Raw genomic sequence first — 25,781 nt, forward strand, 5'->3', positions numbered from 1 at the left:
CTCAGGGTCCTTCCTCGGGATGCGGGCCGTCGGTACCGGGGCCCTCGAGGGCCTGCCCGATGCCGTCGATTTGCTCCGGCCTGAGCAGCCCGCGGCTGCCGGCACGGCGGGCCGTCGCCCGCGCCATGGCCAGGTACGCGTCCAGAATATCGCCCGAGCCGCCGCCGAGTTCGCGCAGGGCCTCGGTGTGCGCGGCGACCGTCCCCACGTCCCCACGCGCCACGGGCCCGGTCAGCGCGGACTCCCCCGAGGCGAGGGCGTTCTCCAGGCTGGCGCGCAGCAACGGACCCAGCATACGTTCCGGTGACTCGACGCCGACTTCGCGCAGCAGTTCGGACGCCTGCGCCACCAGCGTGACCAGGTGGTTGGAACCGTGGGCCAGGGCAGCGTGGTACAGCGTGCGGTCCCCCTCGGCGATCGCTACCGGTTCGGCGCCCATCTCCACCACGAGGGCCTGCGCGATCGGCAGCATGGCCGGATCCGCCGTCACGCCGAAGCTGCACTCCAGCAGCCGGGTGAGGTCAAGGCTCATGCCGGTGAAGGTCATGGCGGGGTGCAGCGCCAACGGGATGGCCCCGGCGGCGCGGACCGGATGCAGGATCCCGACGCCGAACCGCCCCGAGGTGTGGGCCACGAGCTGGCCGGGCTGCCAGGCCCCGAGCTTCGCGAGGCCATCCACGAGGGGGCCGAGGGCGTCGTCCGGGACGGCCAGGAGCACCAGTTCGGCGCGTTCCACGATGTCCTGCACCTCAAGGATGGGGACGCCGGGCAGCAGTGTTTCGGCGCGGTCGCGGCTCGCGTCCGACACGGCGGAGACCCCGACGACGGCGTGCTCCGCGGCGCGCAGGGCCGCCCCCAGGACGGCCCCCACCTTGCCGGCTCCAATGATTCCGACGCCGAGGCGTCCTGGCTTAGCCATGCGGCGGCCCTTCCTGTGGTGCGGGTTCGACGGCCTCGGGTTCGACGGGTGCGGCCCCGGCGAGCCAGTGTTCGCTGGTCTGCCGTTTCCGCGCCGTCCGGGCGCGGGCCGCCTGCGCGTCCAGCAGGGCCCGGGCCTCGTCCAGCCCGGCCTGGACCAGCCGTGGCGCCACCGGACCGGCGGTGGTGTGCAAGACCAGGTCCGCGATCCGGAAGCGCCGGGCCAGCGGCCCCTGCTGCAGCGCCATCGACTGGGTGCGCTGGTGCGGAACCAGCACGAGCTGGCGCCACCAGCGGCCGGAGCGGATCAGCAGCGCGGTGCCGGTGGCGGCAAAGCCGTTGCGCCGCCAGCCCAGCGGGGCCAGCAGGCGCGCCCGCCGCGGGGTGGTGACGAAGCCGCCGTCGTCCGCGGCTGCGGAAGCGCCCGGAGCACCGGGGGCGCCGCCGTCGGCCGGGGCGAGTCCGTGCAGTCCCGCGGTGAAAACCCGCACGGGGTCCGGGGTCCCGGGATCGGGAAGGACCAGCGACAGCATGGTGAGCACCTCCGCCAGGGTCCCGACCGGGAGCAGGGTGGTCCGGGAGGAACCCTCGCCGTTACTGCCCGCGGCCCCGTAGCCGGCCACGTTGACCTGGATCCGGTACCAGCCGAAGATCCGCCACAGCGGGGGCTGGCTGACACGCAGGGCCTGGATCCGGCCCGGCGGCAGGGTCTGCGCCTGGGTGTCCAGCAGGCCGTAGTGCAGCCGGATCCCGTCGGCGGAAACGGCGGCGGCGAAGTTATAGCCCTTGTTGAAGGAGTTCCAGTACGCCGCCACGAGGCCCAGGCCGGCAGGGATCAGGTAGAAATAAAAACTGCGGTTCTCGGTCACGGCCGAGAGCACCACCGAGGCCGCGGCTGCCAGGACAATGAAGACGCTCTGCTCGCTCAGCACCAACGATCCGGCCAGGCGGGGCGGTGGAATGATCAGCACGGTGTGTTCCGGAGCCTCCACTGCGGCCGGGACCGGCGGCCCGGGACGCGCCGTCGCGCCGGCGGGTCCCGACGCGCCGGCGGCTCCGGAGGCGCTGGCCAGGATGGCCGCGCGGAGCCGGCGGGCCTCGTCGGCGCGCAGGTAGGCCAGGTGCACCGCGGACTGGCCGGCGTCGGCCACCTCGAACCTGAGCTCCGCGAGCCCGAAGATCCGTGCGAGCAGGGGCTGCACGACGTCGATCGCCTGGACCCGGTCCAGCCTGGCCTGGCGCTGCTGCTTGAACAGGAATCCGGTGTTGACACGCACGTAGCCGTCCGCCACCTGGTAGCGGGTGAAATACCAGCTCAGCACAAAGCCGAGCACGGTCAGCAGCAGCACCGTGCCGCCGCCGAGCAGCAGCCAGGGGGCGCGTCCGGCGAGCCGCTCGTCAAAGACCGGGCCGCCCTGGAGCAGGCGTTCGAAGGAGTCGCGGCCAAAGAAGAAGAAGAGGGCGGCCAGCGCCACCCAGCCCCGGACAAAGGGCGACGCCGGATGCACGCGCTGCCAGCCGTCGCCGGTGGCCGTCACAGTCCGGCCAGCCGGGCCTCGCCGCGGGCGGAGAGCTGTTCACGCAGCCGCGCCCCTTCGGCGGCAGGCAGGCCGGGGATTTCAGCGCTGGTTCCGGCCGAGGCGGTGTGGAGCTTGAGCGTGCACAGGCCGAGGCCGCGTTCCACCGGGCCCGCGCCGATGTCCACGTACTGCATCCGCCCGTAGGGCACCACGAGCACGCGCTGGAAGAAGATGCCGCGGCGGATCAGCAGGTCATCCTCGCGTTCGGCGTAGCCGATGGACCGCACCTGGCGCGGGATGAGCAGCAGCCGCCAGAGGGCCAGCAGGAAGGCCGCGGCGGGGACGGCAACGGCGAGCCAAAGGGGGGGCCAGGTCCACGCCCCGTTCAGGACCAGCACAAGCGGCAGGGACAGCACCACGACGGCGATGAGGTTGCCCAGCGCCCAGCCGACGACCCGCACGGTGACGTACTTCGGTGAGACCCGCAGCCAGGACACGCCCGGCGGGTCAATCGCCTCGGTACGCATATTCGCCCTCCGCCTTCGGTTTGCCGCGCTTGCCCTGCAGCCCCGGGGTCCCGTCGGCTTCACCGTCCTCGGGCGGAATGCGGCAGAACCGCTCCACCACCAGGCCCACCACAATCATGACGAGGGCGCCGCCGGCCATGATCAGCGTCTGCCAGGTGATGGCCTGCCCGCTGCGCACATTCCACAGCCGGAGCTGGTCCAGGAAGATCCCGGCGTGCCAGCCCAACAGCATGGCGCCGGTGTACGCGCACGCCTGGGCGAGGACCAGCGTCCAGGCGGCCAGGATCGGGTTGAGCATTTTCTTCTTCTTGCCGTTGCGCCAGCGCAGTACCCGGATCCCGAGGACCAGGGTCAGGACCACGATCACGCCCATGGTGACCAGGCCGGTCAGCGGCAGCACCGGGGTGGCCAGGCTGTAGCGGCCGGCCATCAGGGTGGCGAACCAGCCCGCGGCGGCCAGTCCGACGCCGATCACCAGCAGCACGAGGGGGTTGGTCAGCTTCACGGGGCCCCCACCGCGCCGGCGCCGGCCACGCCGTTGAGGCCCTCGAAGCCGTCGAAAGGCCTGAGGTCCGGGAAATCGGCGGCCCTGGCGGCCAGTTCGCCCACCCGTTCGCCGTTGAGCTCGGCCGCGGGGTCGATCAGGGACCACGGGTACAGCACGAAGGCGCGTTCCGCGGCGCGCGGGTGCGGGAGGGTCAGTTCGGGGTCGGAGCTCACCAGGTCGCCGTAGGTGATGATGTCGACGTCGAGCGTACGGGGGCCCCAGTGGACCTCGCGCACACGCAGGTGCTTCTGCTCCACCGCGTGGCAGTGCCGCAGCAGTTCCTCGGGGCTCAGCGAGGTTTCGACGGCGATCACCATGTTCAGGAAATCGGGCTGGTGGGCGGGGCCGCCAACGGCCTTCGTCTGCACGATCGGCGAGATGGCCAGCAGCCGCACTTCCGGCGGGTCGACGAGGTCGGCGACCGCGGCGGAAAGCGTGTCGTTGCGGGCCCCCAGGTTGCTGCCGAGGGCGATCACGGCCCGCGTGTAGGCGGCGGGCTGGACATTCATGGCCGGTCCCGGTGCACGCTGACGGACACGTCGCCGAAGTCGACCTCGATCGGGGCCTGCGGCTTGTGCACCGTGATGTCCACCGCCGCCACCGGGAAGCGCTGCAGCACGTCCTCGGCGATCCGCACGGCAAGGGCCTCGATCAGGTTCACCGGCGCGCCGGTGATCCAGCCGCGGATGACCTCGGCCACCTCGCCGTAATGCGCGGTGTCCAGGACGTCGTCGGACGTCGCGGCCTTGCTGAAGTCCAGGTGCAGCACCGCGTCGACGGCGAACGGCTGGCCCTCCCGGCGTTCGAAGTCGAACACCCCGTGGTGCCCGACGGCGGTGACACCGCTCAGCGTGATCCGGTCCATGGGCCGGCCGGTCAGCTGTTGCCGGGCGCGGCGGGCACCGGCGACGGGCCGGCGGCAGGGGCGATGCGGGCGGCGACCTTGACGGCGTCGAGGCTGGGGCCGACGTCGTGCACGCGGACCGCCCAGGCGCCACGGTAGGCGCTGATGGCGGTCACGGCGGCGGTGGCGGCATCCCGTTCCTGGGGCGGGGCGGACTTGCCGGCGACGGTCAGCAGGCTGCCGAGGAAGCGTTTGCGGGACGCGGCAACGAGGACCTTGTGCCCCAGCCCCTGGAGCACGTCCAGGCCCCGCAGCAGTTCCCAGTTCTGCGCCTCGGTCTTCGCGAAGCCCAGTCCGGGATCCACGATGATCTGCTCCGGCGTGGCGCCGGCGGCGTACAGCCTGTCCCGGATTCCGGCGAGTTCGGCGGCGACGTCTTTGGCCACGTCCCGGTAGTCGGTCAGCGAGTCCATGGTGCCGGCGTCGCCGCGGCGGTGCGTGAGGATGTAGGGCGCCCTGCTGCGCGCCACGAGCTCAATCATTGCCGGCTCGATCGTGAGGCCGGAGACGTCGTTGATGATCGTGGCCCCGGCGGCCAGGGCCGCCTCGGCGGTGGCCGCGTGGGTGGTGTCGATGCTGACCAGGGCGCCGGCCTTGACCAGGGCCTCGATCACGGGCAGCACCCGGCGTTGTTCCTCCTCGACGCTGACTTCGGCGGCGCCGGGGCGGGTGGATTCCCCGCCGACGTCGATGATGTCCGCGCCGGCGTAGTACATCCGCAGGCCGGCGGCGACGGCGGTGTCGGAGGTGGCGTGCTTGCCGCCGTCGCTGAACGAATCCGGGGTGACGTTCAGGATCCCCATCACCAGCGTCCGGTCCGTGGGCAGGTCCTTGAAGCTCGCGGCCGGGCGCGGCTTGCGCAGCACGGGCAGGGGCGAGGTGGCAGGTCCCGTTCCGGGGGCTGCGGCGAGGGAGTCCATAGTGTGGTTTTCTTACCTTCCGAGGATGAGGCTCATGGCTTCGGCGCGGGTGGCCGGGTCATGCAGTTGCCCGCGGACCGCGCTGGTGACGGTCCTCGCGCCGGGCTTGCGGATGCCGCGCATGGACATGCACAGGTGTTCGCATTCGACCACGACGATCGCGCCGCGCGGCTTCAGGTGGGTGGTGAGGGCTTCGACGATCTGGGTGGTCAGCCGCTCCTGCACCTGCGGGCGGCGGGCGAACATGTCCACCAGCCGGGCCAGCTTGCTCAGCCCGGTGACCTTTCCGTCATGCGAGGGGATGTAGCCGACGTGGGCCACCCCGTGGAACGGCACCAGGTGGTGCTCGCAGGTCGAGTAAAACGGGATGTCCTTGACCAGGACCAGTTCCTCATGGTCCAGGTCGAAGGTGGTGGCGAGGATCTCCGCCGGGTCGTGGTGCAGACCGGCGAACATCTCGGCGTAGGCCTTGGCCACCCGCTTCGGGGTGTCGAGCAGGCCGCTGCGGTCCGGGTCTTCGCCGATGGCGAGCAGGATCTCGCGCACCGCCGCCTGGATCCGGGGGCGGTCCACCTTGCTGCCTGAGCGCCCATCCCCCGCCGCCCCATCCACAGGGAGGGGCTCGGCGGTGGCGGGAACGTCGTCGTCGTCGAAGTAGGAAGTCACAGAAGAAGCCTAGCCGGGATGGCCGTCGGGCCCCAGATCGGTCACGCCGCCTTGGAAGGGCTCCTGTCCGGGGACACCCTGGGCGTGCGGGGGCCGGGTGTCCAGCGGCTCCTCGAGCCGGGCTTCCTTGGCTTCCTCCTGCGCCTCGCGTTCGGCTTTTTCGCGGCGGGACTCCACCGGGCCGACGGCCTGTATCGGCCGGCTCTCCTTGGAGAGCCAGATCTCGCGGAAATCGCGCTTGCGGATGTTCGTGAAGACCTGGGCGATCTCGTGCTGGTTCAGGGTTTCGCGTTCCAGCAGCTCCAGCGCCAGCTGGTCCAGGACGTCGCGGTTTTCGGTCAGGATGGCGTAGGCCTCGTCGTGCGCGCCCTCGATCAGGCGGCGCACTTCCTCGTCCACCACGTAGGCGATCTGGTCCGAGTAGTTGCGTTCGTGCCCGGCGTCGCGGCCCAGGAAGGGCTCGCCGCCGCCCTGGCCGAGGCGCACGGCGCCGACGCGCTCACTCATGCCGAATTCGGTGACCATCTTGCGGGCGATCCCGGTGGCCTTCTCGATGTCGTTGGATGCACCGGTGGAGGGGTCGTGGAAGACGAGTTCCTCGGCCACCCGGCCGCCCATGGCGTAGGCCATCTGGTCGAGCAGTTCGTGGCGGGTCACGGAGTATTTGTCGTTCTCCGGGACCACCATGGTGTAGCCGAGGGCGCGGCCGCGGGGCAGGATGGTGATCTTGGTGACCGGCGCCGAATTCCGCAGCGCCGCCGCCACCAGGGCGTGTCCGCCTTCGTGGTAGGCGGTGACCTTGCGCTCGTGTTCCTTCATGACCCGGCTGCGCTTCTGCGGGCCGGCCATAACACGGTCAATCGCCTCGTCGAGGGCGCGGTCATCGATCAGGTTGGCGTTAGACCGGGCCGTCAACAGGGCGGCCTCGTTGAGGACGTTGGCGAGGTCCGCGCCGGTGTAGCCGGGGGTCTTCTTGGCGACGGCCTTGAGGTCGACGCCGGGAGCCATCGGCTTGCCCTTGGCGTGAACCTTCAGGATCTGGTCGCGGCCAATCAGGTCCGGGGCCTCGACCGAAATCTGCCGGTCGAAACGGCCCGGTCGGAGCAGGGCGGGGTCGAGTACGTCGGGGCGGTTGGTCGCAGCGATCAGGATGACGTTGGTCTTGACGTCGAAGCCGTCCATTTCAACCAGGAGCTGGTTGAGGGTCTGCTCGCGTTCGTCGTTGCCGCCGCCGATCCCGGCGCCGCGGTGCCGGCCGACGGCGTCGATCTCGTCCACGAAGATGATGGCCGGTGAATTCTGCTTGGCCTGTTCGAACAGGTCGCGGACACGGGAGGCGCCGACGCCGACGAACATTTCCACAAAGTCGGAACCGGAGATGGAGAAGAACGGCACGCCGGCCTCACCGGCGACGGCGCGGGCCAGCAAGGTCTTGCCGGTGCCGGGAGGGCCGTACAGCAGCACGCCCTTGGGGATCTTGGCGCCCACGGCCTGGAACTTGGCCGGTTCCTGGAGGAACTCCTTGATTTCCTGGAGTTCCTCGACGGCTTCGTCGGCACCGGCGACGTCGCTGAAGGTCACCTGCGGCATGTCCTTGTTGACCATCTTGGCCTTGGACTTGCCGAACTGCATGACCTTGGAGCCGCCGCCCTGCATCCGGGAGAGCAGGAACCAGAACAGCACACCCAGCAGCAGCACCGGGACCAGCAGGGAGAACAGGCCGGAGAACCAGTTGGTCTCAACCGGCTGGTCCGTGAAGCCGCTCGGCGGCTTCGAGTCGGTCACGGCCTTGACGACGTCGAGCGCGCGGGCGTTGACGAAGTAGAACTGGACGTTCTTGCCCTTGTCCTGCCCGTCGACCTGCAGGTTGTCCTTCAGGACCAGGTCCACGCGGTTCTCGGCGTCGAAGATCTTGGCCTGCTCGACCTTGCCGCCGGCGGTCAGGAGCGCTAGGCCCTTGTCCGTGTCGATGCGGGCCGAGCCGCCCGGGGCCAGCGTGGCAAAGGCCAGCAGGAGCATGCCGATTACAACGACAATCCAGATGCCCGGGCCCTTGAAGAAACTCTTAGCTTTCATCTGATCGGGGGCTGGCCCCGTCCCTCCTGGTAGTGCTGCACGGCGACCGATTTGCGCGCGTGGGTGCTGCGTCAGGTTCTAGCTATACACCGTCGCAGTGACTCACGCACGGTCAAAGCCAAAAGTTCCCTGTCGGCGTAGCGGAGGGCTGTGCGGGTGCGGAATTGACCCGCCGCCGGGCCGGAGGAAGGACCCGTGGTTACTCGTAAACGTGCGGCGCGAGGGTGCCGACGAAGTCGAGGTTGCGGTACTTCTCGGCGTAGTCCAGGCCGTAGCCGACGACGAATTCGTTGGGGATGTCGTAGCCGACGTACTTGACGTCGATCTGGACCTTCGCGGCGGTGGGCTTGCGGAAGGCGGTGCAGATCTCCACCGAGGCGGGGCCGCGGGATTCCAGGTTGGTCTTGAGCCAGGAGAGCGTGAGGCCGGAATCGATGATGTCTTCGACGATCAGGACGTCCTTGCCCATCAGGTCGGTGTCGAGGTCCTTGAGGATCCGGACAACGCCGGAGGACTGGGTGCCGGAGCCGTAGGAGGACACAGCCATCCAGTCCATCGAGACGTGGCTGTGCAGCGCCCGGGCCAGGTCGGCCATGACCATAACGGCGCCCTTGAGCACACCGACGATCAGCAGATCGCGGCCTTCGTAGTCCTTGTCGATCTGGGCAGCGAGTTCAGTGATCCGGGTCTGGATCTGCTCCTTGGAGTAGAGAACGTGCTTGAGGTCTGCCTGGACGTCGTTTGAATCCACCAATGGCTCCTGTGTAGATGCGGGTGCGACTATTCTTGGGGCGGTTTTTGAGGCCGGAATACAAGCTTCCCACAGCGTGCGCCCCCGCGGGGAACGCCGGCGGGTGCGGACGGCTCCGCCGCGGACAGCTGGGCGAGCGAGAGCCGGTAGACGCTCACGCCGCCGGGCAGCTCCACCGGCCCGGCCGATCCGTGCCGGCGCAGCAGCGCTTCGGCGGCCAGCAGCCGCTGGTAGCTGGGCTGTTGGCCTCCAACGGCGGCGGCGGCCTTGGCGATCACCCGGAACCTCAGCGCCGGCGCCAGGTCGCGCAGCGCGGCCTCGGGCAGGGCCAGCTCCGCGCCGAGCTCCGTGCCGGTGCGCTCCTGCAGCCGGGCGAAGGTGTCGTTTGCCACATCCTCGAGGTAGTCGGCGTCGAGCTGCAGGATAGCCGCGGTCCGGGCCAGCGACTCGGCGACCCCGGGCCCGAGTTTGTCCTCCAGCATCGGCAGGACCTCCACCCGGGTCCGGGACCGCGCAAAGGAGGGGTCCTCGTTGCTGGGGTCGTGCCAGGGGTCCAGTCCCTCGACGGCGCAGATTTCCAGCGTTTCGGCCCGGCGCAGGCCCAGGAACGGCCGCAGCAGGCGGCCGCGGACCGGCCGCATCCCCGCCAGCGAGCGGGTTCCGGAGCCGCGGGCCAGTCCCAGCAGGACCTGTTCGGCCTGGTCGTCCAGGGTGTGGCCGAGCAGGACGGCCGCGGCGCCGGTGTCGTCGGCGGCGGCCTCGAGGGCGGCGTGCCGGGCGTCCCGGGCGGCGGCTTCCGGGCCCATCCCGGTGGGGGCGACGTCGACGGTCCGGACCTGGACCGGGGCAAGGCCCAGCTCGGTCAGCGCCGCGGCTGCAGCGACGGCGACGGCGGCGGAACCGGGCTGCAGCTGGTGGTCCACCACAACGGCGCCGACGGAGACCGGGTGCCCGTCCACATGGCCGCGGCGGGCGAAGTAGGCGGCGACGGCGGCGAGCGCGAGCGAGTCGGGGCCACCGCTGCAGGCCACGAGGACCCGTGCGGGGTAGCCGGCGTCGGCGAGGGCGTCCTGCAGCATTTTCCGCGCCTTGCCGACGACGGGCGCCAGCCGGCCGGGCCGGCGCCGTCCGCGGGAAGCCGCCGGCAGGTCCGGGTGGGTATTGGCGGGCACGGGGACTAGAGCCCCATCCGTTCGAGCCAGAGCTTCGAGTCGTGGATTTCGGGTTCGGTGGGGAGGTGGTCGGCGGACTCCCAGACCCGGTTGAAGCCTTGCATCCCGGCGGCGTCGACCACTTCGCGGACGAACTTCGAGCCGTCGCTGTACTGGCGCATCTTCGCGTCCAGGCCGAGCAGGCTCCGGATGAACTTCTCGATGGTGCCGCGGTCCTTGCCGCGGGCGTTGAAGCGCTGCCGGATGGTCTTGACCGAGGGCACGATGCTGGCGTCGACGGCATCCATCACCACGTTGGCGTGGCCTTCCAGCAGGCTCATCACGGCGGTGAGGTGGGAGACCGCCGCCCGCTCCTCGGGGTCCTGGAGCAGGTCCAGGATGGCGCCGCGTCCCGGCGCCGCGCCGGGGCCGGAGCGGTCCCGGAGCGATTTCGCGGCCGCGGCGGCCCGTTCCATGATCGAGTCGACGTTGCCCAGCAGGTGGACGCTGAGGTTCTCGATCTGGTCCAGCATGTGGTGGCGCAGCCACGGGGCGGCGGCGAACTGCACGCGGTGGGTCTGCTCGTGCAGGCACACCCAGAGCCGGAAATCCTCGGGCGCGACGTTGAGCTCGCGTTCCACTGAGACGATGTTGGGCGCCACGAGGAGCAGCCGGCCGGCGGCGGGGGCCGTGGAGTTCGGGGCCAGGGCGGAGAAGGGGTCGTACTGGCCCAGGACCTTGGAGGAGAGGAATGCCAGGATCGCTCCCAGCTGGCTGCCCGTGATGGCGCCGCTGACGCTGGCCGCGCCCGGGCCCACGGTCCCGCGGCGGCTTTCGAGCATTTTCTCGATCGCCGGCTGCAGCATCACGGCGAAGCTTTGCGTGTTGGCCTTGGCCCAGGAGGCGCGGTCCACCACCAGGACGGACGAGTCGCGGAGGTCGCGGGCCGCCTCAAGCCCGGTGATGTCGTGGACGTGCGGTACGGAGATGTCCGCCATGAGCCGCAGGTTTTCGACGGCGGCGCCGATCTCCGCGGACCCCAGCGTCGGGCCGGCCGGGGTCAGCCGCGCCGCGGTGGAGGCGGCCAGGTCCCAGTTGATCAGGGCCTGGGCCTGGGCTGCGGTCCCGGCGGGGGCCTGGGCTGATGTCTCGCGCGAAGAGGACTCCATAGCCCCCATCAGATCACAGCGGGCCGGCAATCCGCCTTAATTCGTCGGCCGGCGAACGCGCAGCCGGTGATCGCCGGTTAGACGGTTCCCTGCAGGTTAGACGTCTCTGCGCATCGAGTGCGCGGGGAACCGTCGAAACGGCGCAGCCTCAGCGGCAGCCGCAGGCGGCCAGGGCGGAGGCGGTCCGATCCAGGGCTGCCTTGTTGCCGGCCGCGCCGGGCGTCAGGTTGTTGCCTATGAACGAGAAGACCAGCAGCCGGCCGTCGGCGTCCACCACGTAGCCGCTGAGCGCGATCACCGTGTTCAACGTTCCGGTCTTGGCCCGGACCAGTCCGGCGCCCCGGGCGGTGCTGGTGTCCGTGTACCGGCTGCCGAGTGTTCCGGTCAGCCCGGCCACCGGGAAACCGGCCAGGGCGGAGCGCAGCCGGCTGTCCGCCCCGGTGGTCATCGCCCGGACGACGGCGGAGAGCTGCCGGGCCGAGACCTGGTTCGCCAGGGTCAGTCCGGCCAGGTCGGCCGCCCGGAGCGTGGCCGACGGGATCTTCAGCTCCTCGAGCTGTTGCAGCACGGCGGCGACGGCGCCGTCGTTGCTGGCCGGTTTGCCGCTGGCCGACGCCACCATCCTGCCCATGACCTCGGTGAGGTAGTTGTCCGAGGTGCGCAGCAGCAGGTCCACCTGCTGGCCTACGGTAGCCGACTCGATCTGGGCCAGGACCTTCCCGGCGCGCCCCCCGGCCTGGCTGCCGGCGTCGCCCGGCGTCTTCTCCGGGGCCTTCTCCGTGGCCGGCACCCGGGCGACGCCGGGCGTCACGGTGATCCCCGCGGCGGCGCCGGCGGCCGTGAGCCGCGCCGCGAAGGCCTCGGCGGCGGCCATGGCGGCGTCCCGCGGGCGGGGACCGGTGGTGGTGCCGGGTTCGAAGCGCGCCGAATTCAGGGCCAGCGGGAATAGCGGGGCCACCTCGCCGGCGGCAACGTCTTCCGGGCTCCAGGCCGGGCTGAGCGGCGGGCCGGTGAACAGAGTGTCGTCCAGCAGCACGGTCACCGGGCCGGAGACCCCGTCCTGCTGGAGCCCCTGGACGGTGGACTGGGCCAGGGTGGCGAGCCCGGCACGGCCCAGCACCGCATCCGGCGCCGACTCCCCCGCGCCCAGCAGCACGTCCCCGCCGCCGGTCAGGACAACGGTTCCGGGCGCGGTGCCGGCAACGGCTTTGGTGCTGAAACGCCGGTCCGGGCCGAGGGTGCGCAGCGCGGCCGCGGCGGTCAGGAGCTTGATGTTCGAGGCCGGGGCGCGGACCTCGTCGCCGCCCCGGTCAAAGAGGACCTCGCCGGTGACGGCGTCCTGCACCACCCCGGTGAAGGACCCGGCGCCGTCGGCCTTCAGGGTGGCATCGAGCTGGCCGGCGAGCGCCGCGGCATCGGGTACCGGCGCCGCATCACTGAGCGGCCGCGCACCCCCGCCCGGGCCGCCGGCGTCCGGTGCGCTCAGGGTGGCGGGCAGCTGCTGCCAGGGTCCGGCCGCCACCGGCTCCGGCGACCGGGCGGGACCGAGGAATCCGGGGCCGACCGCCATGCCTGCGGGGAGAAGGAGCGCCACCACCAGGAAGGTCAGGAGCACCATCGGGACGATGCGGCCGAGCCGTGCGGACGCCGGAGCCGTGCTGGCGCGGCGCTTACTGCGTGTCATGCTGCTGCTGGTCCTTAGTCCCGAAATGTCCCCACTAGTTCCTGAAACCTGGGCCTGTCGCTATATCCTCAATAGTAGTCGGCGGCACCGGCACTGCTTTTTCCATGCCTCACGTGTGCCGCGCACCCCCCTGAATCCGTCGAGGAGCATTCCATGAAGCATGACGTGACCATCGAGATCCCCAAGGGATCGCGCGTCAAGTACGAAGTCGACCACGAGACCGGCCGCGTCCGCCTGGACCGCGTCCTGTTCACCTCCATGCAGTACCCGACGCACTACGGTTTCTTCGAGAACACCCTGGGTGAGGACGGCGACCCGCTGGACGCGCTGGTGCTCCTGCAGGACTTCGATCTGCACCCCGGGGTGATCGTCGAGGCACGCCCGATCGGCGTCTTCAACATGACCGACGACGGCGGCGGCGACGCCAAGGTCCTCTGCGTGCCGGCCGATGCCCGCTTCGACCACATCAACGAGATCAGCGACGTCAGCGAATTCCTGATCAAGGAAATCGAGCACTTCTTCACCCGGTACAAGGACCTGGAGCCCGGCAAGTGGGTCAAGGCCGAGGGCTGGGGCGACCGCGCCGCGGCCGAAGCCGAACTCGAAGCCTCGATCAAGCGCTTCGTCCCGCACACGCACTAACGCGTCCGTAACACCAACGCGGGGTCACTTTCCGCCTATCCGGCCGAGAGCCATGGGCCGCAAGTGACCCCGCGTTGCGGTTTAAGCCGCCGCGGGGGTTGCCAGCCGCGGGTCAGGATTGTGTGAAATTGTTGGTCCATGAACGCCGAGCCAGCCTTTAGCCCGCCCTGCGGCCCGGTCACCGGATGGCGCGACGGCGCCGTGCTCCGGGCCACGGGTATTCCGTATGCCACCGCGGCGCGGTTCCAGCCCCCGGCCAGCGCCCCCGACTGGACCGAGCCGCTCCCGGCCACCTCGCCCTCCCCGGCCTGCCCGCAGGCCCCGGTCCCGTTCCTGGATGACATCCTCGGCACCCGGTACGGGGAACTGCCCGGCAGCGAGGACTGCCAGCGGCTCTCGATCACCCTCCCCGCGGACCTGCACGACGGCGAACGCGTGCCGGTGATGGTCTGGCTGCACGGCGGCTCCTACACCTCCGGCTCCGGGGACCTGGCGATCTTCGATCCCAAGGCCCTCGTCGCCGAGAACCGCGTGATCGTGGTCTCCGTGACGTACCGCCTGGGCCTGTTCGGCTACCTGGCCACCGGCACCGGCCGGCCCGCGAACCTTGGCCTGCTGGACCAGCTCGAGGCGTTCCGCTGGGTGCGGCGCAACATCGGCGCGTTCGGCGGCGATCCGGAGAACGTCACGGCATTTGGCCAGTCCGCCGGCGGCGACGCCGTCGCGCACCTGATGTCGACGCCGGAGGCGCCCGCCTTGTTCCGGCGCGCGATCATCCAGAGCGCGCCGCTGGGCATCACCCGGGGCCGGGCAAAGATGAGCGCCGCGATGGGTGTGGCGGCCGAGGCCGTCACCGAGGACACCCCGGCAATGGACGTCGTGGAGATCGAGGGGCACGTCTCCCAGGTGGCCCGGAAATACGGGTTGATCGCGGCCATGCCGTTCGGCACGCAGTACGGGCATGCCCCGCTGCCGCCGGAGACCGCCATTGAAGACGCCTGGAACTCCACGGCCCCCGGGATCGAGGTCCTAATCGGGCACACCTCCGAGGAAGCCCGGATGTTCCTGCCGCGCAACCGTGCAGTCAGCCGCGTGGGCCGGATCCCGGTGCTCGGCCCCGCCGTCGTCAAGGCCATCAGCTGGGCCGTGACCGAGGCGGTCTACGGCAGGGCGGCCCGGCGGTTTGCCCGCCGGCATGCCCGGGCCGGGGGCACGGCCTACCGCTATGTGCTCTCCTGGGCCGCGCCGGGAAACCGCTATGGCGCCGCACACACCGTGGACCTGCCGCTGCTGTTCGGCAACGAAAAAACATGGGCCGGAGCCGGACTGCTCGCCGGCGCCACGTGGGAGGACATCAACGCCCAGGGCCGGGAAATCCGTGCCCTGTGGGCCCGCTTTGCCGCCGGCGGGGGCCTGGAGCGCCGGGGCGGGATCCCCGGCGCCCTCCGGTACCGCGCGGCCTGATCCGTGTCAGGGCTCCTGCCGCACCCGGTCCCGGGCGGTCCCCGGTGAAAACCCTCGGCGTCGACCTCGCGGCAGCCACCAAAAAGACCGCGGCGGCCGTCCTCGAATGGGGCGGCGGCGGCGCCCGGCTGCTGCACCTGGCGCTGGGCGTCGACGACGGCGAGATCGTCCGGCTTTTCGGCGCCAGCGACCTGACCGGGATCGACTGCCCCGTGGGCTGGCCGGACGCCTTCCTGCCGTTCATCGCAGCGCACCTCGCCGGCGACGCGCACCCCGTGCTGGAGCACGACGGAATCGAGGGCCGGAGGCTGCTGGCCTACCGGGACACCGACCGCTTTGTCACCGCCCGCACCGGACTGATCCCGCTGAGTGTCTCCGCCGACCGGCTGGCCCACCCGGCGATGCGCTGCGCCGTTATCCAGGCCAAGATCGCGGCGGAGCACGGGCCGCAGGCCAGGGACGGCAGCAGCAAGCTGGCCGAGGTCTACCCGGCCGCGTCGCTGAAATCGTGGGGGCTGTCGGCGCGCGGCTACAAGGGCCGCGGCGGCGAGGAAACCCAGCGGCTGGCCGGGCTCCTGGACGGGCTGAGGCGGGCGGCGCCCTGGCTGGACCTGGCCGGACACGACGGGCGGCTGGCCGGCTCCGATGACTTGTTCGACGCGCTCATCGCCTCCCTCACCGCCCGGGCCGTGGCGCTGGGCAACACGCTCGGGCCCGACGCAGCCCACGCCCGCGCGGCCCGGACCGAGGGCTGGATCCACCTGCCCACCGGCGGCCTTGACGCCCTCCCCGGCCCCCGGCCGTAGCGAGGCGGCTGCTCCGGCCCGACTATTCCGCGCCGGCTACTCCGCGCCGAGGGTCCAGCCGCTGATCTCCTTCGCGTCCTCACCGTGCTCCCGGGTGTGGTTGTGCGCGCGGATGCGCCGGTCCTGCAGCGACTGGCGCAGCAACGAATGCCGCTCGGCCAGGCCGGGTACCCGGTCGATCGCGTCGATGGCCAGCTGGAAGCGGTCGATCCCGTTGAGCATGGCCATATCGAACGGCGTCGTTGTGGTGCCTTCCTCCCTGTAGCCGCGCACGTGCAGGCCGTCCTGGTTGGTGCGGCGGTACGCCAGCCGGTGGATCAGCGAGGGGTAGCCGTGGTAGGCGAAAATGATCGGCTTGTCCGCCGTGAAGATGCCATCGAAGTCCCGCGGGGTCAGTCCGTGCGGGTGTTCCGCGGCGTCCTGGAGCCGCATCAGGTCCACCACGTTCACCACCCTGATCTTCAGCCCCGGCGCCCCCTCCTTGAGCAGTTCGGCTGCGGCGACGGTTTCCACCGTGGGGACGTCGCCCGCGCAGGCCAGCACGACGTCGGGCTCCTCGCCGGGGACCTCGGAGCCGGCGAATTCCCAGATGCCCAGTCCGCGCTGGCAGTGGTGCGCCGCGTCGGCCGGTCCCAGCCAGGTGGGCGAGGGCTGCTTGCCGCTGACGACGATGTTCACGTAGTCCCGCGACCCAAGGCAGTGCTCCATCACCGAGAGCAGGGTGTTGGCGTCCGGCGGCAGGTAGACGCGGATGACCTCGGCTTTCTTGTTCACCGCGTGGTCAATGAACCCCGGGTCCTGGTGCGAGAAGCCGTTGNGTGTTGGCGTCCGGCGGCAGGTAGACGCGGATGACCTCGGCTTTCTTGTTCACCGCGTGGTCAATGAACCCCGGGTCCTGGTGCGAGAAGCCGTTGTGGTCCTGCTGCCAGACATGCGAGGAGAGCACGTAGTTCAGCGAGGCGACGGGCTGGCGCCATGGCAGCTCGCGGTGGACCTTGAGCCACTTCGCGTGCTGGTTGAACATCGAGTCGACGATGTGGATGAACGCCTCATAACAGCTGAACACGCCGTGCCGGCCGGTCAGCAGGTAGCCTTCCAGCCAGCCCTGGCACAGGTGTTCGCTGAGGACCTCCATCACCCGGCCTGCGCGCGCCAGGTGCTGGTCGAGTTCCTCGATCCGGTACTGCCAGACCTTGTCCGTGACCTCATAAACGTCCTGCAAGCGGTTCGACGCCGTCTCATCCGGGCCGAAGAGCCGGAAGGTTTCCGGGTTGAGCGCGATCACGTCCCGCAGCCACGCGCCGAGGGTGACCATGGCGCCGACCCGTTCCCGGCCCGGCTGGGCGACGTCGACTGCGTGGTCCGTGTAGCCGGGGAGCTTGAGGTCGCGCAGCAGGATGCCGCCGTTGGCGTGCGGGGTGGCGCTCATCCGCAGCTGCCCGGCGGGGGCGTTCGCGGCCACGTCGGGCCGGAGCCGGCCGTCCCCGTCGAACAGTTCCTCCGGGCGGTAGGACTTCAGCCAGCGGCCGAGCTGCGCGAGGTGTTCGGAGTTGGTGCGCACCTCGGCGAGGGGCACCTGGTGGCTGCGCCAGGTGCCCTCAACGTGCAGCCCGTCGACCGTTTTCGGCCCCGTCCAGCCCTTGGGCGAACGCAGCACGATCATCGGCCACGTGGCGGCGGGCGCGTCGTTGCCGTCCGCGCCGGCCCCTGTTGTCGCGGTCCTGCGGGCCGACTGGATGTCCCGGATGTCGGCCAGGCAGCGGTCCAGTACGGCGGCGAAATCCCGGTGCGCCGCCGCGGTGTCCTCCGGATCCGCGACCGTCACGAAGTACGGCTCATGGCCGTAGCCGCGCAGCAGCTGCTCCAGCTGGGCCTGGGGCATACGCGCCAGAATCGTGGGGTTGGCGATCTTGTACCCGTTCAGGTGCAGGATCGGCAGCACCGCCCCGTCCGAAGCCGGGTCCAGGAAGTTGTGGGAGTGCCAGCTGGCGGCCAGCGGTCCTGTCTCCGCCTCGCCGTCGCCGATCACGACGGCGGTAACCAGCCGGGGGTTGTCGAACACCGTGCCGTAGGCGTGCGCCAGCGAGTACCCGAGTTCGCCGCCTTCGCTGATGGAACCCGGGGTTTCCGGGGCAGCGTGGCTCGGTATGCCGCCAGGGTAGGAGAACTGCCGGAACAGCTCGGCCAGCCCGTCCGCGTCGGGGCCGACATTGCTGTAGATCTCCGAGTAGGTCCCCTCCAGCCACGCGTTCGCGACCACGGCCGGTCCGCCGTGGCCCGGACCGGCGACAAACAGCATTTCCTGCTCGTCCCGGCGGATGACGCGGTTCAGGTGGGCGTAGATGAAGTTCAGGCCAGGGGTGGTTCCCCAGTGGCCGAGCAGCCGGGACTTGGTGTCCTCGGCGCTGAGCGGCTCGCGCAGCAGCGGGTTGGCGCGCAGATAGATCTGGCCCACCGAAAGATAGTTCGCGGCCCGCCACCACCGGTCCACGAGCCTGAGCTCTGCAGCGTCGGCCGTGTCCGCGGCCCCCTGCCCGGTCCGCTCATTCAACCCATCCACCACGTGCGTGCTCCGCTTCCGTCCGTGCCGCCGGCGGCGACGTCCTCCCCCATCGCAACATCTCCGCGGGCGGGAAACAAGCCCGCCGGGGCCCCGGCCGCAGCAGGGCGGCAGGGTCTGCGGCGGGTTGTTACGGGGCGGTTACCGGCTGCTTGCCTCCCCTTGGGCAAACGGTAGTGTGTCATCCAGTATGTTCACGCTGACCATCAACCAAACCGACAGCCGGCGAGACGGCGATCGGGTGCCGCAGCTCCTCAAGGACCTGCGGCACATTCCGGCGCGCCTGGATTTCGACCGCTCGGTGGAGGACGAGGTGCAGGGCATCGTGGACTGCCCGCGGCAGGCGGTCGAGGCGGCCCTGGTCGCCCTGCGCACCGGTGCCTGGTATGTCGGGATCGGCGTCGGCCCGGTCAACGAGCCGCTGCCGAACCAGATCAAGGACGCCTCCGGCCACGGCCTGGTCTACGCCCGCCGGGCGGTGGACCGGCTCAGGAACAGCAAGGAGCGCGTGCCGGTGGCGGTCGAGGGCCCGTTCGCGGACCTGGCCGCCGAGGCCGAGGCCGTGCTGCGGCTGCTGGGCCACATCGTGCACGACCGCAGCGCCGCCGAGTGGCGGGTGCTGGATCTGCTGACCCCCGGCGTGCGCGGGCAGCAGAAGGCCGTCGCCGAGGAGCTGGGCATCACTACCCAGGCTGTCAGCAAGGCCGTGGCCCGGGCCCAGTGGAACGAAGAGCACGCGGCGCGGCCGGCCGCAGCCCGGCTGCTGGCCCTGATCCTCGACGTCCGGTAGCGGCTAGCCCCGCGGAGAACCTAGCGCAGGATGCTGCGCAGGACGTGGGCTGCGCCGTCGTCGTAGACCGAGTGGGTGACCTCGTCGGCGGCGGCGATCACCTCAGCCGGTGCCTGGCCCATCGCCACGCCGCGGCGCGCCCAGGTGAGCATTTCAATGTCGTTGCGGCCGTCGCCGACCGCCACCGTGCGGTGCGCCTCGATGCTCAACCGCCCGCGCAGTTGTTCGAGGGCGCTGGCCTTGGTCACGCCGGCGGCGGCAATATCCAGCCAGGCCGTCCAGCCCACCGAGTAGGTGACGCCGGCGAGGCCGACGTGGCGGATCGCCGCGTTGAATTCCTCGGGCGTGTTCTCGGAACTGAACACCACAACGCGCACGGCGGTGGCCTCGAGCATGGTCTGGAAGTCGACGCCGATCGCCTCGACGCCGAAGCTGGCGTCCTGGAAGCGTTCGGTGGAAAGGAAGTTGCCGTTCTCGTCCTCAAGCGCGTACTTGGCGGAGGGCAGCCGCTTGCGCAGTGCCCGGAGCGCGGGGCCGGGGTCGAACGTGGCCTTGTGCAGCACCTCGTAGCCGTCGGCCAGCCCGGAGTCCAGACGCAGGGTGACGCCGCCGTTGGAGCAGACCGCGTAGCCGTTCTGGATGCCGATGTGCTCGATGATGGGCAGCGTGGCGTTGAGCGAGCGGCCGGTCGCGATCATCACCTCGTGCCCGGCGGCCACCACGGCCTGGGCGGCTTCCCGGACGGGGACGGACATGTGCCCGTCGTGGTCGACGAGGGTTCCGTCGACGTCGAGGGCGATCATCATTTTTTCGTTTGCGTCTCGCTGGTCATCGTTGCCAGCGACTGAGGTTTCAGTCAATGTTGTCATTCCACAAGTAGAGCAGACACCGCCGACACCGGCTAGGACGCGCGCCACAGCGCGGGGTGAAGCCTGGGTGAACAGCGGCCGACGGCGGGTGGCCTGGAGGACGGATCGCTTAGACGGATCGCCTAAAGGACGGGGAGCACGGTCATGCCGCCGAGGTACTTCTGCAGCGCCGCGGGGACGTTGACCGAGCCGTCCGGGTTCTGGTGGTGCTCCAGGATCGCGACGATCCAGCGGGTCGTGGCGAGCGTGCCGTTCAGGGTGGCCACCGCGCGGGTGCCCTTGGGCGCCCCGTCCTCGGTCAGCACGCGTTCGCGGATGTTGAGCCGGCGGGCCTGGAACGTGGTGCAGTTCGACGTCGAGGTCAGCTCGCGGTACGCGCCCTGCGTGGGCACCCAGGCTTCGCAGTCGAACTTGCGGGCGGCCGAGTTGCCGAGGTCCCCGGCGGCCGTGTCGATCACCCGGTAGGGCAGCTCGCACTTGGCCAGCATCTCCTCTTCCCAGGCCAGCAGGCGGGCGTGCTCGGCGGCGGCCTCCTCGACCGTGGTGTAGATGAACATCTCCACCTTGTTGAACTGGTGGACGCGGATGATGCCGCGGGTGTCCTTGCCGTGCGATCCGGCCTCGCGGCGGTAGCAGGAGCTCTGCCCGGCGTACCGGATCGGGCCGCCGGTGAGGTCCAGGATCTCGTCCGCGTGGTAGCCGGCCAGGGCCACCTCCGAGGTCCCCACCAGGTAGAGGTCGTCCTCCGCGAGGCGGTAGATCTCGGCGTCGTGCTTGACGTCGAAGCCGGTGCCCTGCATGGTTTCGGGACGGACCAGCGTGGGGGTGATCATGGGGACGAAGCCGGCGTCGATGGCCTGCTCCATGGCCATCTGCAGCAGCGCCATCTCCAGCCGGGCGCCCACACCACGCAGGAAGTAGAAGCGCGAGCCGGAGACCTTGGCACCGCGCTCCATGTCGATGGCGCCGATCAGTTCGCCGATTTCCAGGTGGTCCCGGGGCTCAAAGTCGGGGAACTCGCGCGGCGTCCCGACCGTCTTGACCACCACGTAGTCGTCTTCGCCGCCGGCGGGGACGCCGTCCTCGACGAGGTTGGGGATACCGCGCAGCAGTTCCTCCTGGGCGGCCTGGGCGACGTCGGCCTCCGCCGAGGCCTCCTTGACCGAGGCGGCGAGGACTTTGACCTCGGCGAGCAGGGCCTGCTTTTCCTCGCCCTTGGCCTGCGCCACCTTCTTGCCGAAGGCGTTCTGCTCGGCGCGCAGGTTCTCGAAACGGATCAGCGCCGCGCGCCGGGCCGAATCCGCGGCGATGATCTCGTCCACCACGGATTCATCGGCGCCGCGGGCGCGCTGGCTGGCCCGGAACTTGTCCGGATTGTCGCTGAGGTCTTTTACGTCGATCACCAGATAAGAGTATCGAATCCGGGGGGTGCCTTTCGGCCGTCCTGCCGCGCCGCACGGCCGGGATAGTGTTGGAGCAACATGCGCGACTGGCTGCTCTACCTCGTCATCGCTGGGGCCCTGGTATTTGCCGTCTCCAGTTGGTGGGGTGTGCGCCGGCTGAAGGCCAAGCACACGCGCAGCGCCGTCTGGGAAGAAACGCACAACCCCGGCCTGGGCAGGCAAAAGGTCGCGGTGGTGCTGAACCCGATCAAGGCGCGGTCCGCGGAGGCCCGGGTGCTGGTCGAGAGCGCCTGCCTGGCGGCCGGCTGGGAGGCCCCGCGGTTCTTCGAGACAACCGCCGAGGATCCCGGCTTCTCACAGGCCCGGGCCGCCGTCGAGTACGGGGCCGACGTCGTCCTCGTCGGCGGCGGCGACGGCACCGTCCGCGTCGTGGCCGACGTCCTCGCGCACACCGACATCGCCATGGGGCTGCTTCCGCTGGGCACCGGGAACCTGTTGGCCCGCAACATCCACCTGGACATCGGGGACCTGCACGGCTGCGTGGAGACCGCCCTTTTCGGGCACCAGCGCTTCATCGACACCGCCCGGATGACGGTGGAGAACGCGCTGACGGGGCAGTCCGCGGACCACGCCTTCCTGGTGATTGCCGGCATCGGCATGGACGCCGAGGTGGTGGGCGACACCAATGACGGGCTCAAGAAGGCGGTGGGCTGGCTCGCCTACACGGAAGCCGGGGTGCGGCACCTTCCGGGCCGCCGCAAAAGGGTCGCCATCTCGCTCGATGACCAGCCTGAACAGTCACGGAAGATCCGCAGCGTCCTGTTCGCCAACTGCGGGCTGATCCCCGGCGGCATCGACTTCATCCCGCAGGCCATGATCGACGACGGGATGCTGGACGTGGTGGTGATGAGCCCGCGCAGCGCGATCGGCTGGCTGGCCATGTACTGGAAGATTGTGCTCAAGCACAAGCGGAACCTGCCGGTGATGACGTACTACCGCTCGGCCAAGATCGTGATCAAGTGCGCCGAGCCGATGCCCACCCAGGTCGACGGCGATCCGTCCGGGGAGGCCACGACGGTCACCGTGCAGATCGCGCCCGGTTCACTGCTGGTCCGGGTGAAGGAAGGCGTCGGCCGGGAAGACTAGCTGGCTTCCTTCTTGGCGGCTTCCTTCTCCGCTTCGGACTTTTTCGCCTCCGCTGCGGCCTTGGCGGCGCGGGCCTCGGACTGCTCGCGGATCATCGCCTGCTCCTCTTCGAAGCGCAGCCGGTCCGCCCGGTCGGCGTCGTCGCCGTCCCAGTCCTGGTTGTCAGCCGTCGGCTTGGGATTGACAATCATTCCCTGGCCGTCATTTTCTGTGCTGGTGCCTGACATGGCCCGCTCCCTCCGGTGGACTACCCCAATATGGATCAGGCAAGCATACGCACAGTTTTCAAGGGGTGGAAGTGCCGGATGAGGCATTTGTCTACGCTGTGGGCGAAGCCTCCGGGTTATATTCCTGCACCACAGATGCCCCGCTGAGTATGTCTTCGACCCAGGCGTGGGCGGCGCGGAAGGCCTGGTCAGACGTGTGCGGGGCGACGTCGGCGCGCTGGCCGTCCGCCCGCCCGTAGGAACCCAGGAAGCGGGTGGCCGGGCTGATCCGGTGCAGCCCCGCGAGGGCGTCCGCCACCCGGGCGTCACCGACATGGCCGTCCGCGTCGATGCTGAAGAAGTAGTGGCCCAGGTACTGGCCGGTGGGCCGGGACTCAATCCTGCTCAGGTTCACGCCGCGGGTGGCGAACTGGTCGAGGATTTCCATTAGGGCGCCGGGCCGGTCCTCCGGCAGCGGGACCACCACGGTGGTCTTGTCCGCCCCGGTCCGCTCCGGCAGGACACCCGGGCGCCCCACCAGCACAAAGCGGGTCACGGCGCCCGGGTTGTCGCCGATGTTTTCGGCAAGCACCGCCAGACCCGGCTGCTCGGCGGCGACGATCGGGGCACAGATCGCGGCGTCGTAGTGCGGACCGTCCTCCAGCAGGCCCATGGCAGCGGCGGCCGTCGAGGACCCCGGGATATATTCTGCGTCCGGAATATTCTGGTCGACCCAGAGCCGGCACTGCGCCCAGGCGTGTCCATGGGTGGAGATCCGGCGGATGTCACCGATCGTGACGCCGGGCCGGGCCACGAGCACAAAGCTGATGGGCACGAGCGCCTCGCGGAGGATCCGCAGCTCCTGCCCCGTGGCAATCGCGTCCAGGGTGGCGGTGACCCCGCCCTCCACGGAGTTCTCGATCGGCACCATCGCCGCGTCGGCCGATCCGTTGCGGACCTTGTCCAGCGCGGTATTGACGTTCGAGGAGGGGATGCGGACGGCATCCGCCGCGCCGGGCACCTGCATCAGAGCCGCCTCGGTGAACGTGCCTGCAGGGCCGAGGAAGGTGTAGGTGACTGGGGCGGCGGGCATCGGTTTTCCTTTGTTTACAGGATGACGGGCTTGAGCCCGCTGTCGGAGACGAGCGGCAGGCCGTTCTCAAGCCACTGGTCCATGCCGCCGGCAACGTTCAGTGCGGAGTAGCCGTGGCCAACCAGCCACTGCGCAGCACGGAAGGAACGTCCGCCGGTGCGGCAGATGACATAGAGGTCCTCGTCCGGATCCAGTTCATCGAGCCGGGCCGGGAGCTGGTCAAGGGGGATGTGCAGGGCGTGCTCGGCGTGGCCTGCCGCCCACTCGTAGTCCTCGCGCACGTCCAGAAGCCGCGCCGCCTCGGGGATATCGGAAACGGTCACGGTCTCGATCTCGCTCATGGTCGTCCTCTCCGCTGGAACCAAGTCTGCTTCCAGCGTATCGCCAGCGCCTGGAACGCGTGCCCAACCCGGCGGCACGTTACGCTTCTGGGGAGCGCAAAGGAGCCCCTTGGCCGAGATCCACGAACTATCAGCCGTCGGGCTCCGAGACGCCCTGCGCTCCGGAGAGCTCTCCGCCCGTCAGGCCACGGCGCACTTCCTGGACCGCATCGCGGACAACAACCCGCACCTTGGCGCGTTCATCACGGTCACCGCGGAACAGGCCCTCGCGGACGCCGCCGCCGCGGACACCCGCCACGCCCGCGCGGCCAACGATGGCGGCCCGGCCCTCCCGCTGTTGCACGGGATGCCGACGGCGTTCAAGGACCTGACCGACGTCGCCGGCGTCGTCACCACCCACGGCAGCGCCGCCCTGGAGCACAAACCGGCCCCGGCCGACGGCGCCCTCGCCGCGGCGCTAAAGGGCGTCGGCGTCATCTCGCTGGGCAAGACGCAGGTCCCGGAATTCGGGCTGACGGCCTACAGCGAGAACCGGATCGCCCCGCCCTCGCGCAACCCGTACGCACTGAGCCGCAGCTCCGGCGGCTCCTCAGGCGGCAGTGCTGCCGCCGTGGCCGCGGGGCTGCTCCCCTTTGCGCCGGGATCCGACGGTGGCGGCTCCATCCGCATCCCGGCCGCGGCCTGCGGGCTGGTGGGCCTGAAGCCGGGCCGCGGGCTGGTCCCGGCAGGGGAAAGCACCGGTGACCCGGCCAGGCTGGTGGTCGCCGGCCCGCTGGCCCGCTGCGCTGCGGATGCCGCCCTGCTGCTCGACGCGCTCGTCCCGGCGGAGAACGCACCACGTGCGTCGGGGCGGTCTCCCGGGCCCAGGGGCAGCTACCTGGCGCTGGCCGGCCAGGATCCGCCCCGGCTGCGGATCGGCGTCAGCCTGGACAGCCCGTGGCAGGCGGTGTTCCCTTTCACGCCGGACCGCGAGGCCCTCGACGCCCTGGCCGCGGGCATCAGCCTGCTGGAGGCTGCCGGGCATGAGACCGGCGAAGCCCCCATCCGTTACGACAACCGCTACCCCGGTACGTTCACGACAGCCTGGACCGCCGGCGTCGGCGGTGCCCGGATCGCGCCGCAGCGCGAGGCACTGCTGACCCCGCTGACCCGGACCTTCCGGCGCCGCGCCCAGCAGCGCAGCGCGGCGAAGCTGGACGAGGCCCTCGGGTTCCTGCGGCAGTTCGAGCGGGACACGGTGGCGCAGTTCGCCGCCTGGGACCTGGTCCTGAGCCCGGCGCTGGCGCAAACGCCGCGACCGGTGGGCTGGTTCACCGGCGCCGGGCACGGGGACGGTTACTGGCCCGCCGCCGAGCGGGCCACGGATGCGGACGAGGACTACCGCAAGCAGTGCGAGTTCGCGCCGTGGTCCTCCCTGGTCAACGTGTGCGGGCTGCCCGCGATCAGCATCCCGGTGCACTGGACCGGCGGCGCCCCGGGGTCCGGCGTGCCGATGGGCATCCAGCTGGTGGGCCCCGTGGGCTCCGAGGGGCTGCTCCTGCAGGTCGCCGCGCAGCTGGGTTTCTAGCCGGCCCGCGGCGGGGATTTCCCGGGCCGCTCCCGCGTGGGGTTTACTGGTGCCGACGCGG

24 protein-coding genes and 1 pseudogene are annotated in these 25,781 nt (G+C 70.5%); 6 read left to right on the forward strand and 19 right to left on the reverse strand.

The genetic code is table 11. The features are described 5' to 3' along the window. Window position 1 precedes the first annotated feature (1 nt). The 13 genes from ABLI39_RS11265 to ABLI39_RS11325 form a co-directional block, all read right to left on the reverse strand. A complete protein-coding gene (locus ABLI39_RS11265; protein WP_349413508.1) occupies window positions 2–919 on the reverse strand; it encodes a Rossmann-like and DUF2520 domain-containing protein in 918 nt (305 codons plus the stop codon). Then, entirely contained in the window at window positions 912–2,456 is a 1,545-nt protein-coding gene (locus ABLI39_RS11270; RefSeq protein WP_349413509.1) for a PH domain-containing protein, read from the reverse strand. The genes ABLI39_RS11265 and ABLI39_RS11270 overlap by 8 nt, the downstream gene beginning before the upstream one ends. After that, complete coding sequence (locus ABLI39_RS11275; protein WP_349413510.1) at window positions 2,453–2,965, reverse strand: PH domain-containing protein; 513 nt, start codon at window positions 2,963–2,965, stop codon at window positions 2,453–2,455. The genes ABLI39_RS11270 and ABLI39_RS11275 overlap by 4 nt, the downstream gene beginning before the upstream one ends. Further along, window positions 2,946–3,470, reverse strand: a complete 525-nt coding sequence (locus ABLI39_RS11280) for a DUF3180 domain-containing protein (protein ID WP_349413511.1) — start codon at window positions 3,468–3,470, stop codon at window positions 2,946–2,948. The genes ABLI39_RS11275 and ABLI39_RS11280 overlap by 20 nt, the downstream gene beginning before the upstream one ends. Then, entirely contained in the window at window positions 3,467–4,021 is a 555-nt protein-coding gene (folK, locus tag ABLI39_RS11285) for a 2-amino-4-hydroxy-6-hydroxymethyldihydropteridine diphosphokinase (protein WP_349413512.1), read from the reverse strand. The genes ABLI39_RS11280 and folK overlap by 4 nt, the downstream gene beginning before the upstream one ends. Then, window positions 4,018–4,377 carry a dihydroneopterin aldolase gene (gene folB / locus ABLI39_RS11290; RefSeq protein ID WP_349413513.1) on the reverse strand — a complete coding sequence of 120 codons (360 nt, stop codon included), beginning with the start codon at window positions 4,375–4,377 and terminating at the stop codon, window positions 4,018–4,020. Before folB ends, folK begins: the two co-directional genes overlap by 4 nt. 11 nt (window positions 4,378–4,388) lie before the next feature. Then, window positions 4,389–5,336, reverse strand: coding sequence for a dihydropteroate synthase (gene folP / locus ABLI39_RS11295; protein WP_349413514.1), 948 nt, complete (start codon window positions 5,334–5,336; stop codon window positions 4,389–4,391). A 12-nt stretch (window positions 5,337–5,348) separates the two neighbouring features. Beyond that, window positions 5,349–5,948 carry a GTP cyclohydrolase I FolE gene (gene folE / locus ABLI39_RS11300; protein WP_502935224.1) on the reverse strand — a complete coding sequence of 200 codons (600 nt, stop codon included), beginning with the start codon at window positions 5,946–5,948 and terminating at the stop codon, window positions 5,349–5,351. A 63-nt stretch (window positions 5,949–6,011) separates the two neighbouring features. Next, window positions 6,012–8,078, reverse strand: a complete 2,067-nt coding sequence (gene ftsH / locus ABLI39_RS11305) for an ATP-dependent zinc metalloprotease FtsH (RefSeq protein WP_349413516.1) — start codon at window positions 8,076–8,078, stop codon at window positions 6,012–6,014. A 199-nt stretch (window positions 8,079–8,277) separates the two neighbouring features. Continuing rightward, window positions 8,278–8,829, reverse strand: coding sequence for a hypoxanthine phosphoribosyltransferase (gene hpt / locus ABLI39_RS11310; RefSeq protein WP_146336115.1), 552 nt, complete (start codon window positions 8,827–8,829; stop codon window positions 8,278–8,280). A gap of 29 nt (window positions 8,830–8,858) precedes the next feature. Next, window positions 8,859–9,908, reverse strand: coding sequence for a tRNA lysidine(34) synthetase TilS (gene tilS / locus ABLI39_RS11315; RefSeq protein ID WP_349413544.1), 1,050 nt, complete (start codon window positions 9,906–9,908; stop codon window positions 8,859–8,861). A 98-nt stretch (window positions 9,909–10,006) separates the two neighbouring features. Next, window positions 10,007–11,149, reverse strand: coding sequence for an Rv3626c family coenzyme F420 biosynthesis-associated protein (locus tag ABLI39_RS11320; RefSeq protein WP_349413517.1), 1,143 nt, complete (start codon window positions 11,147–11,149; stop codon window positions 10,007–10,009). 148 nt (window positions 11,150–11,297) lie between these two features. Further along, the gene (locus tag ABLI39_RS11325; protein WP_349413518.1) at window positions 11,298–12,833 is read right to left on the reverse strand and encodes a D-alanyl-D-alanine carboxypeptidase/D-alanyl-D-alanine-endopeptidase; all 1,536 of its coding nucleotides are present in this window, start codon (window positions 12,831–12,833) and stop codon (window positions 11,298–11,300) included. A 153-nt stretch (window positions 12,834–12,986) separates the two neighbouring features. Here ABLI39_RS11325 and ABLI39_RS11330 point away from each other — a divergent pair, with 153 nt between their 5' ends. The 3 genes from ABLI39_RS11330 to ABLI39_RS11340 all read left to right on the forward strand — a co-directional run bounded on the left by ABLI39_RS11330 (window position 12,987) and on the right by ABLI39_RS11340 (window position 15,745). Continuing rightward, entirely contained in the window at window positions 12,987–13,475 is a 489-nt protein-coding gene (locus tag ABLI39_RS11330) for an inorganic diphosphatase (RefSeq protein WP_146336118.1), read from the forward strand. A gap of 138 nt (window positions 13,476–13,613) precedes the next feature. Next, window positions 13,614–14,939 (forward strand): carboxylesterase family protein, encoded by a 1,326-nt coding sequence (locus ABLI39_RS11335; protein ID WP_349413519.1) that lies wholly within the window; start codon window positions 13,614–13,616, stop codon window positions 14,937–14,939. A gap of 44 nt (window positions 14,940–14,983) precedes the next feature. Beyond that, window positions 14,984–15,745: a DUF429 domain-containing protein gene (locus tag ABLI39_RS11340; RefSeq protein WP_349413520.1), complete on the forward strand. Its 762-nt coding sequence runs from the start codon at window positions 14,984–14,986 to the stop codon at window positions 15,743–15,745. A gap of 36 nt (window positions 15,746–15,781) precedes the next feature. Here the strand turns inward: ABLI39_RS11340 and ABLI39_RS11345 are convergent. After that, a pseudogene (locus tag ABLI39_RS11345) lies at window positions 15,782–18,305 on the reverse strand (phosphoketolase family protein). A 190-nt stretch (window positions 18,306–18,495) separates the two neighbouring features. Here ABLI39_RS11345 and ABLI39_RS11350 point away from each other — a divergent pair. Further along, window positions 18,496–19,095, forward strand: a complete 600-nt coding sequence (locus tag ABLI39_RS11350) for a hypothetical protein (RefSeq protein WP_349413522.1) — start codon at window positions 18,496–18,498, stop codon at window positions 19,093–19,095. Between the two features lie 20 nt (window positions 19,096–19,115). Here the strand turns inward: ABLI39_RS11350 and ABLI39_RS11355 are convergent, their stop codons facing one another. Further along, window positions 19,116–19,964 (reverse strand): HAD family hydrolase, encoded by an 849-nt coding sequence (locus ABLI39_RS11355; RefSeq protein ID WP_349413523.1) that lies wholly within the window; start codon window positions 19,962–19,964, stop codon window positions 19,116–19,118. A gap of 122 nt (window positions 19,965–20,086) precedes the next feature. Beyond that, window positions 20,087–21,367 carry a serine--tRNA ligase gene (serS, locus tag ABLI39_RS11360; RefSeq protein ID WP_349413524.1) on the reverse strand — a complete coding sequence of 427 codons (1,281 nt, stop codon included), beginning with the start codon at window positions 21,365–21,367 and terminating at the stop codon, window positions 20,087–20,089. Window positions 21,368–21,445: 78 nt separating this feature from the next. Here serS and ABLI39_RS11365 point away from each other — a divergent pair, with 78 nt between their 5' ends. Further along, window positions 21,446–22,513, forward strand: a complete 1,068-nt coding sequence (locus ABLI39_RS11365) for a diacylglycerol/lipid kinase family protein (protein WP_349413525.1) — start codon at window positions 21,446–21,448, stop codon at window positions 22,511–22,513. On the opposite strand, the gene ABLI39_RS11370 is transcribed toward ABLI39_RS11365, so the two are convergent. The 3 genes from ABLI39_RS11370 to ABLI39_RS11380 form a co-directional block, all read right to left on the reverse strand. Beyond that, window positions 22,510–22,740: a hypothetical protein gene (locus tag ABLI39_RS11370; protein ID WP_349413526.1), complete on the reverse strand. Its 231-nt coding sequence runs from the start codon at window positions 22,738–22,740 to the stop codon at window positions 22,510–22,512. The two genes, ABLI39_RS11365 and ABLI39_RS11370, sit on opposite strands and share 4 nt — an antisense overlap. A 91-nt stretch (window positions 22,741–22,831) precedes the next feature. Continuing rightward, window positions 22,832–23,812 (reverse strand): prephenate dehydratase, encoded by a 981-nt coding sequence (gene pheA / locus ABLI39_RS11375; protein WP_349413527.1) that lies wholly within the window; start codon window positions 23,810–23,812, stop codon window positions 22,832–22,834. A 14-nt stretch (window positions 23,813–23,826) separates the two neighbouring features. Beyond that, window positions 23,827–24,153: a rhodanese-like domain-containing protein gene (locus tag ABLI39_RS11380; RefSeq protein ID WP_349413528.1), complete on the reverse strand. Its 327-nt coding sequence runs from the start codon at window positions 24,151–24,153 to the stop codon at window positions 23,827–23,829. A 109-nt stretch (window positions 24,154–24,262) separates the two neighbouring features. On the opposite strand from ABLI39_RS11380, the gene ABLI39_RS11385 reads away from it, so the two are divergent. Beyond that, complete coding sequence (locus ABLI39_RS11385; protein ID WP_349413530.1) at window positions 24,263–25,720, forward strand: amidase; 1,458 nt, start codon at window positions 24,263–24,265, stop codon at window positions 25,718–25,720. The last annotated feature ends 61 nt before the right edge of the window (window positions 25,721–25,781 follow it).

It is taken from the genome of Pseudarthrobacter sp. B907, from assembly GCF_040137805.1.
In the GTDB taxonomy this organism is placed as follows: Bacteria; Actinomycetota; Actinomycetes; order Actinomycetales; family Micrococcaceae; genus Arthrobacter.

What these genes read in the sequence shown, in the direction of transcription:
- ABLI39_RS11355 (WP_349413523.1), bottom strand. Translation starts at nt 19,964, where the DNA reads ATGACAACATTGACTGAAACCTCAGTCGCTGGCAACGATGACCAGCGA.
- ABLI39_RS11265 (WP_349413508.1), bottom strand. Translation starts at nt 919, where the DNA reads ATGGCTAAGCCAGGACGCCTCGGCGTCGGAATCATTGGAGCCGGCAAG.
- ftsH (WP_349413516.1), bottom strand. Translation starts at nt 8,078, where the DNA reads ATGAAAGCTAAGAGTTTCTTCAAGGGCCCGGGCATCTGGATTGTCGTT.
- ABLI39_RS11380 (WP_349413528.1), bottom strand. Translation starts at nt 24,153, where the DNA reads ATGAGCGAGATCGAGACCGTGACCGTTTCCGATATCCCCGAGGCGGCG.
- folB (WP_349413513.1), bottom strand. Translation starts at nt 4,377, where the DNA reads ATGGACCGGATCACGCTGAGCGGTGTCACCGCCGTCGGGCACCACGGG.
- ABLI39_RS11365 (WP_349413525.1), top strand. Translation starts at nt 21,446, where the DNA reads ATGCGCGACTGGCTGCTCTACCTCGTCATCGCTGGGGCCCTGGTATTT.
- ABLI39_RS11275 (WP_349413510.1), bottom strand. Translation starts at nt 2,965, where the DNA reads ATGCGTACCGAGGCGATTGACCCGCCGGGCGTGTCCTGGCTGCGGGTC.
- ABLI39_RS11325 (WP_349413518.1), bottom strand. Translation starts at nt 12,833, where the DNA reads ATGACACGCAGTAAGCGCCGCGCCAGCACGGCTCCGGCGTCCGCACGG.
- ABLI39_RS11335 (WP_349413519.1), top strand. Translation starts at nt 13,614, where the DNA reads ATGAACGCCGAGCCAGCCTTTAGCCCGCCCTGCGGCCCGGTCACCGGA.
- ABLI39_RS11350 (WP_349413522.1), top strand. Translation starts at nt 18,496, where the DNA reads ATGTTCACGCTGACCATCAACCAAACCGACAGCCGGCGAGACGGCGAT.
- folK (WP_349413512.1), bottom strand. Translation starts at nt 4,021, where the DNA reads ATGAATGTCCAGCCCGCCGCCTACACGCGGGCCGTGATCGCCCTCGGC.
- ABLI39_RS11370 (WP_349413526.1), bottom strand. Translation starts at nt 22,740, where the DNA reads ATGTCAGGCACCAGCACAGAAAATGACGGCCAGGGAATGATTGTCAAT.
- ABLI39_RS11330 (WP_146336118.1), top strand. Translation starts at nt 12,987, where the DNA reads ATGAAGCATGACGTGACCATCGAGATCCCCAAGGGATCGCGCGTCAAG.
- folP (WP_349413514.1), bottom strand. Translation starts at nt 5,336, where the DNA reads ATGGACTCCCTCGCCGCAGCCCCCGGAACGGGACCTGCCACCTCGCCC.
- pheA (WP_349413527.1), bottom strand. Translation starts at nt 23,812, where the DNA reads ATGCCCGCCGCCCCAGTCACCTACACCTTCCTCGGCCCTGCAGGCACG.
- tilS (WP_349413544.1), bottom strand. Translation starts at nt 9,908, where the DNA reads ATGCTGCAGGACGCCCTCGCCGACGCCGGCTACCCCGCACGGGTCCTC.
- ABLI39_RS11320 (WP_349413517.1), bottom strand. Translation starts at nt 11,149, where the DNA reads ATGGAGTCCTCTTCGCGCGAGACATCAGCCCAGGCCCCCGCCGGGACC.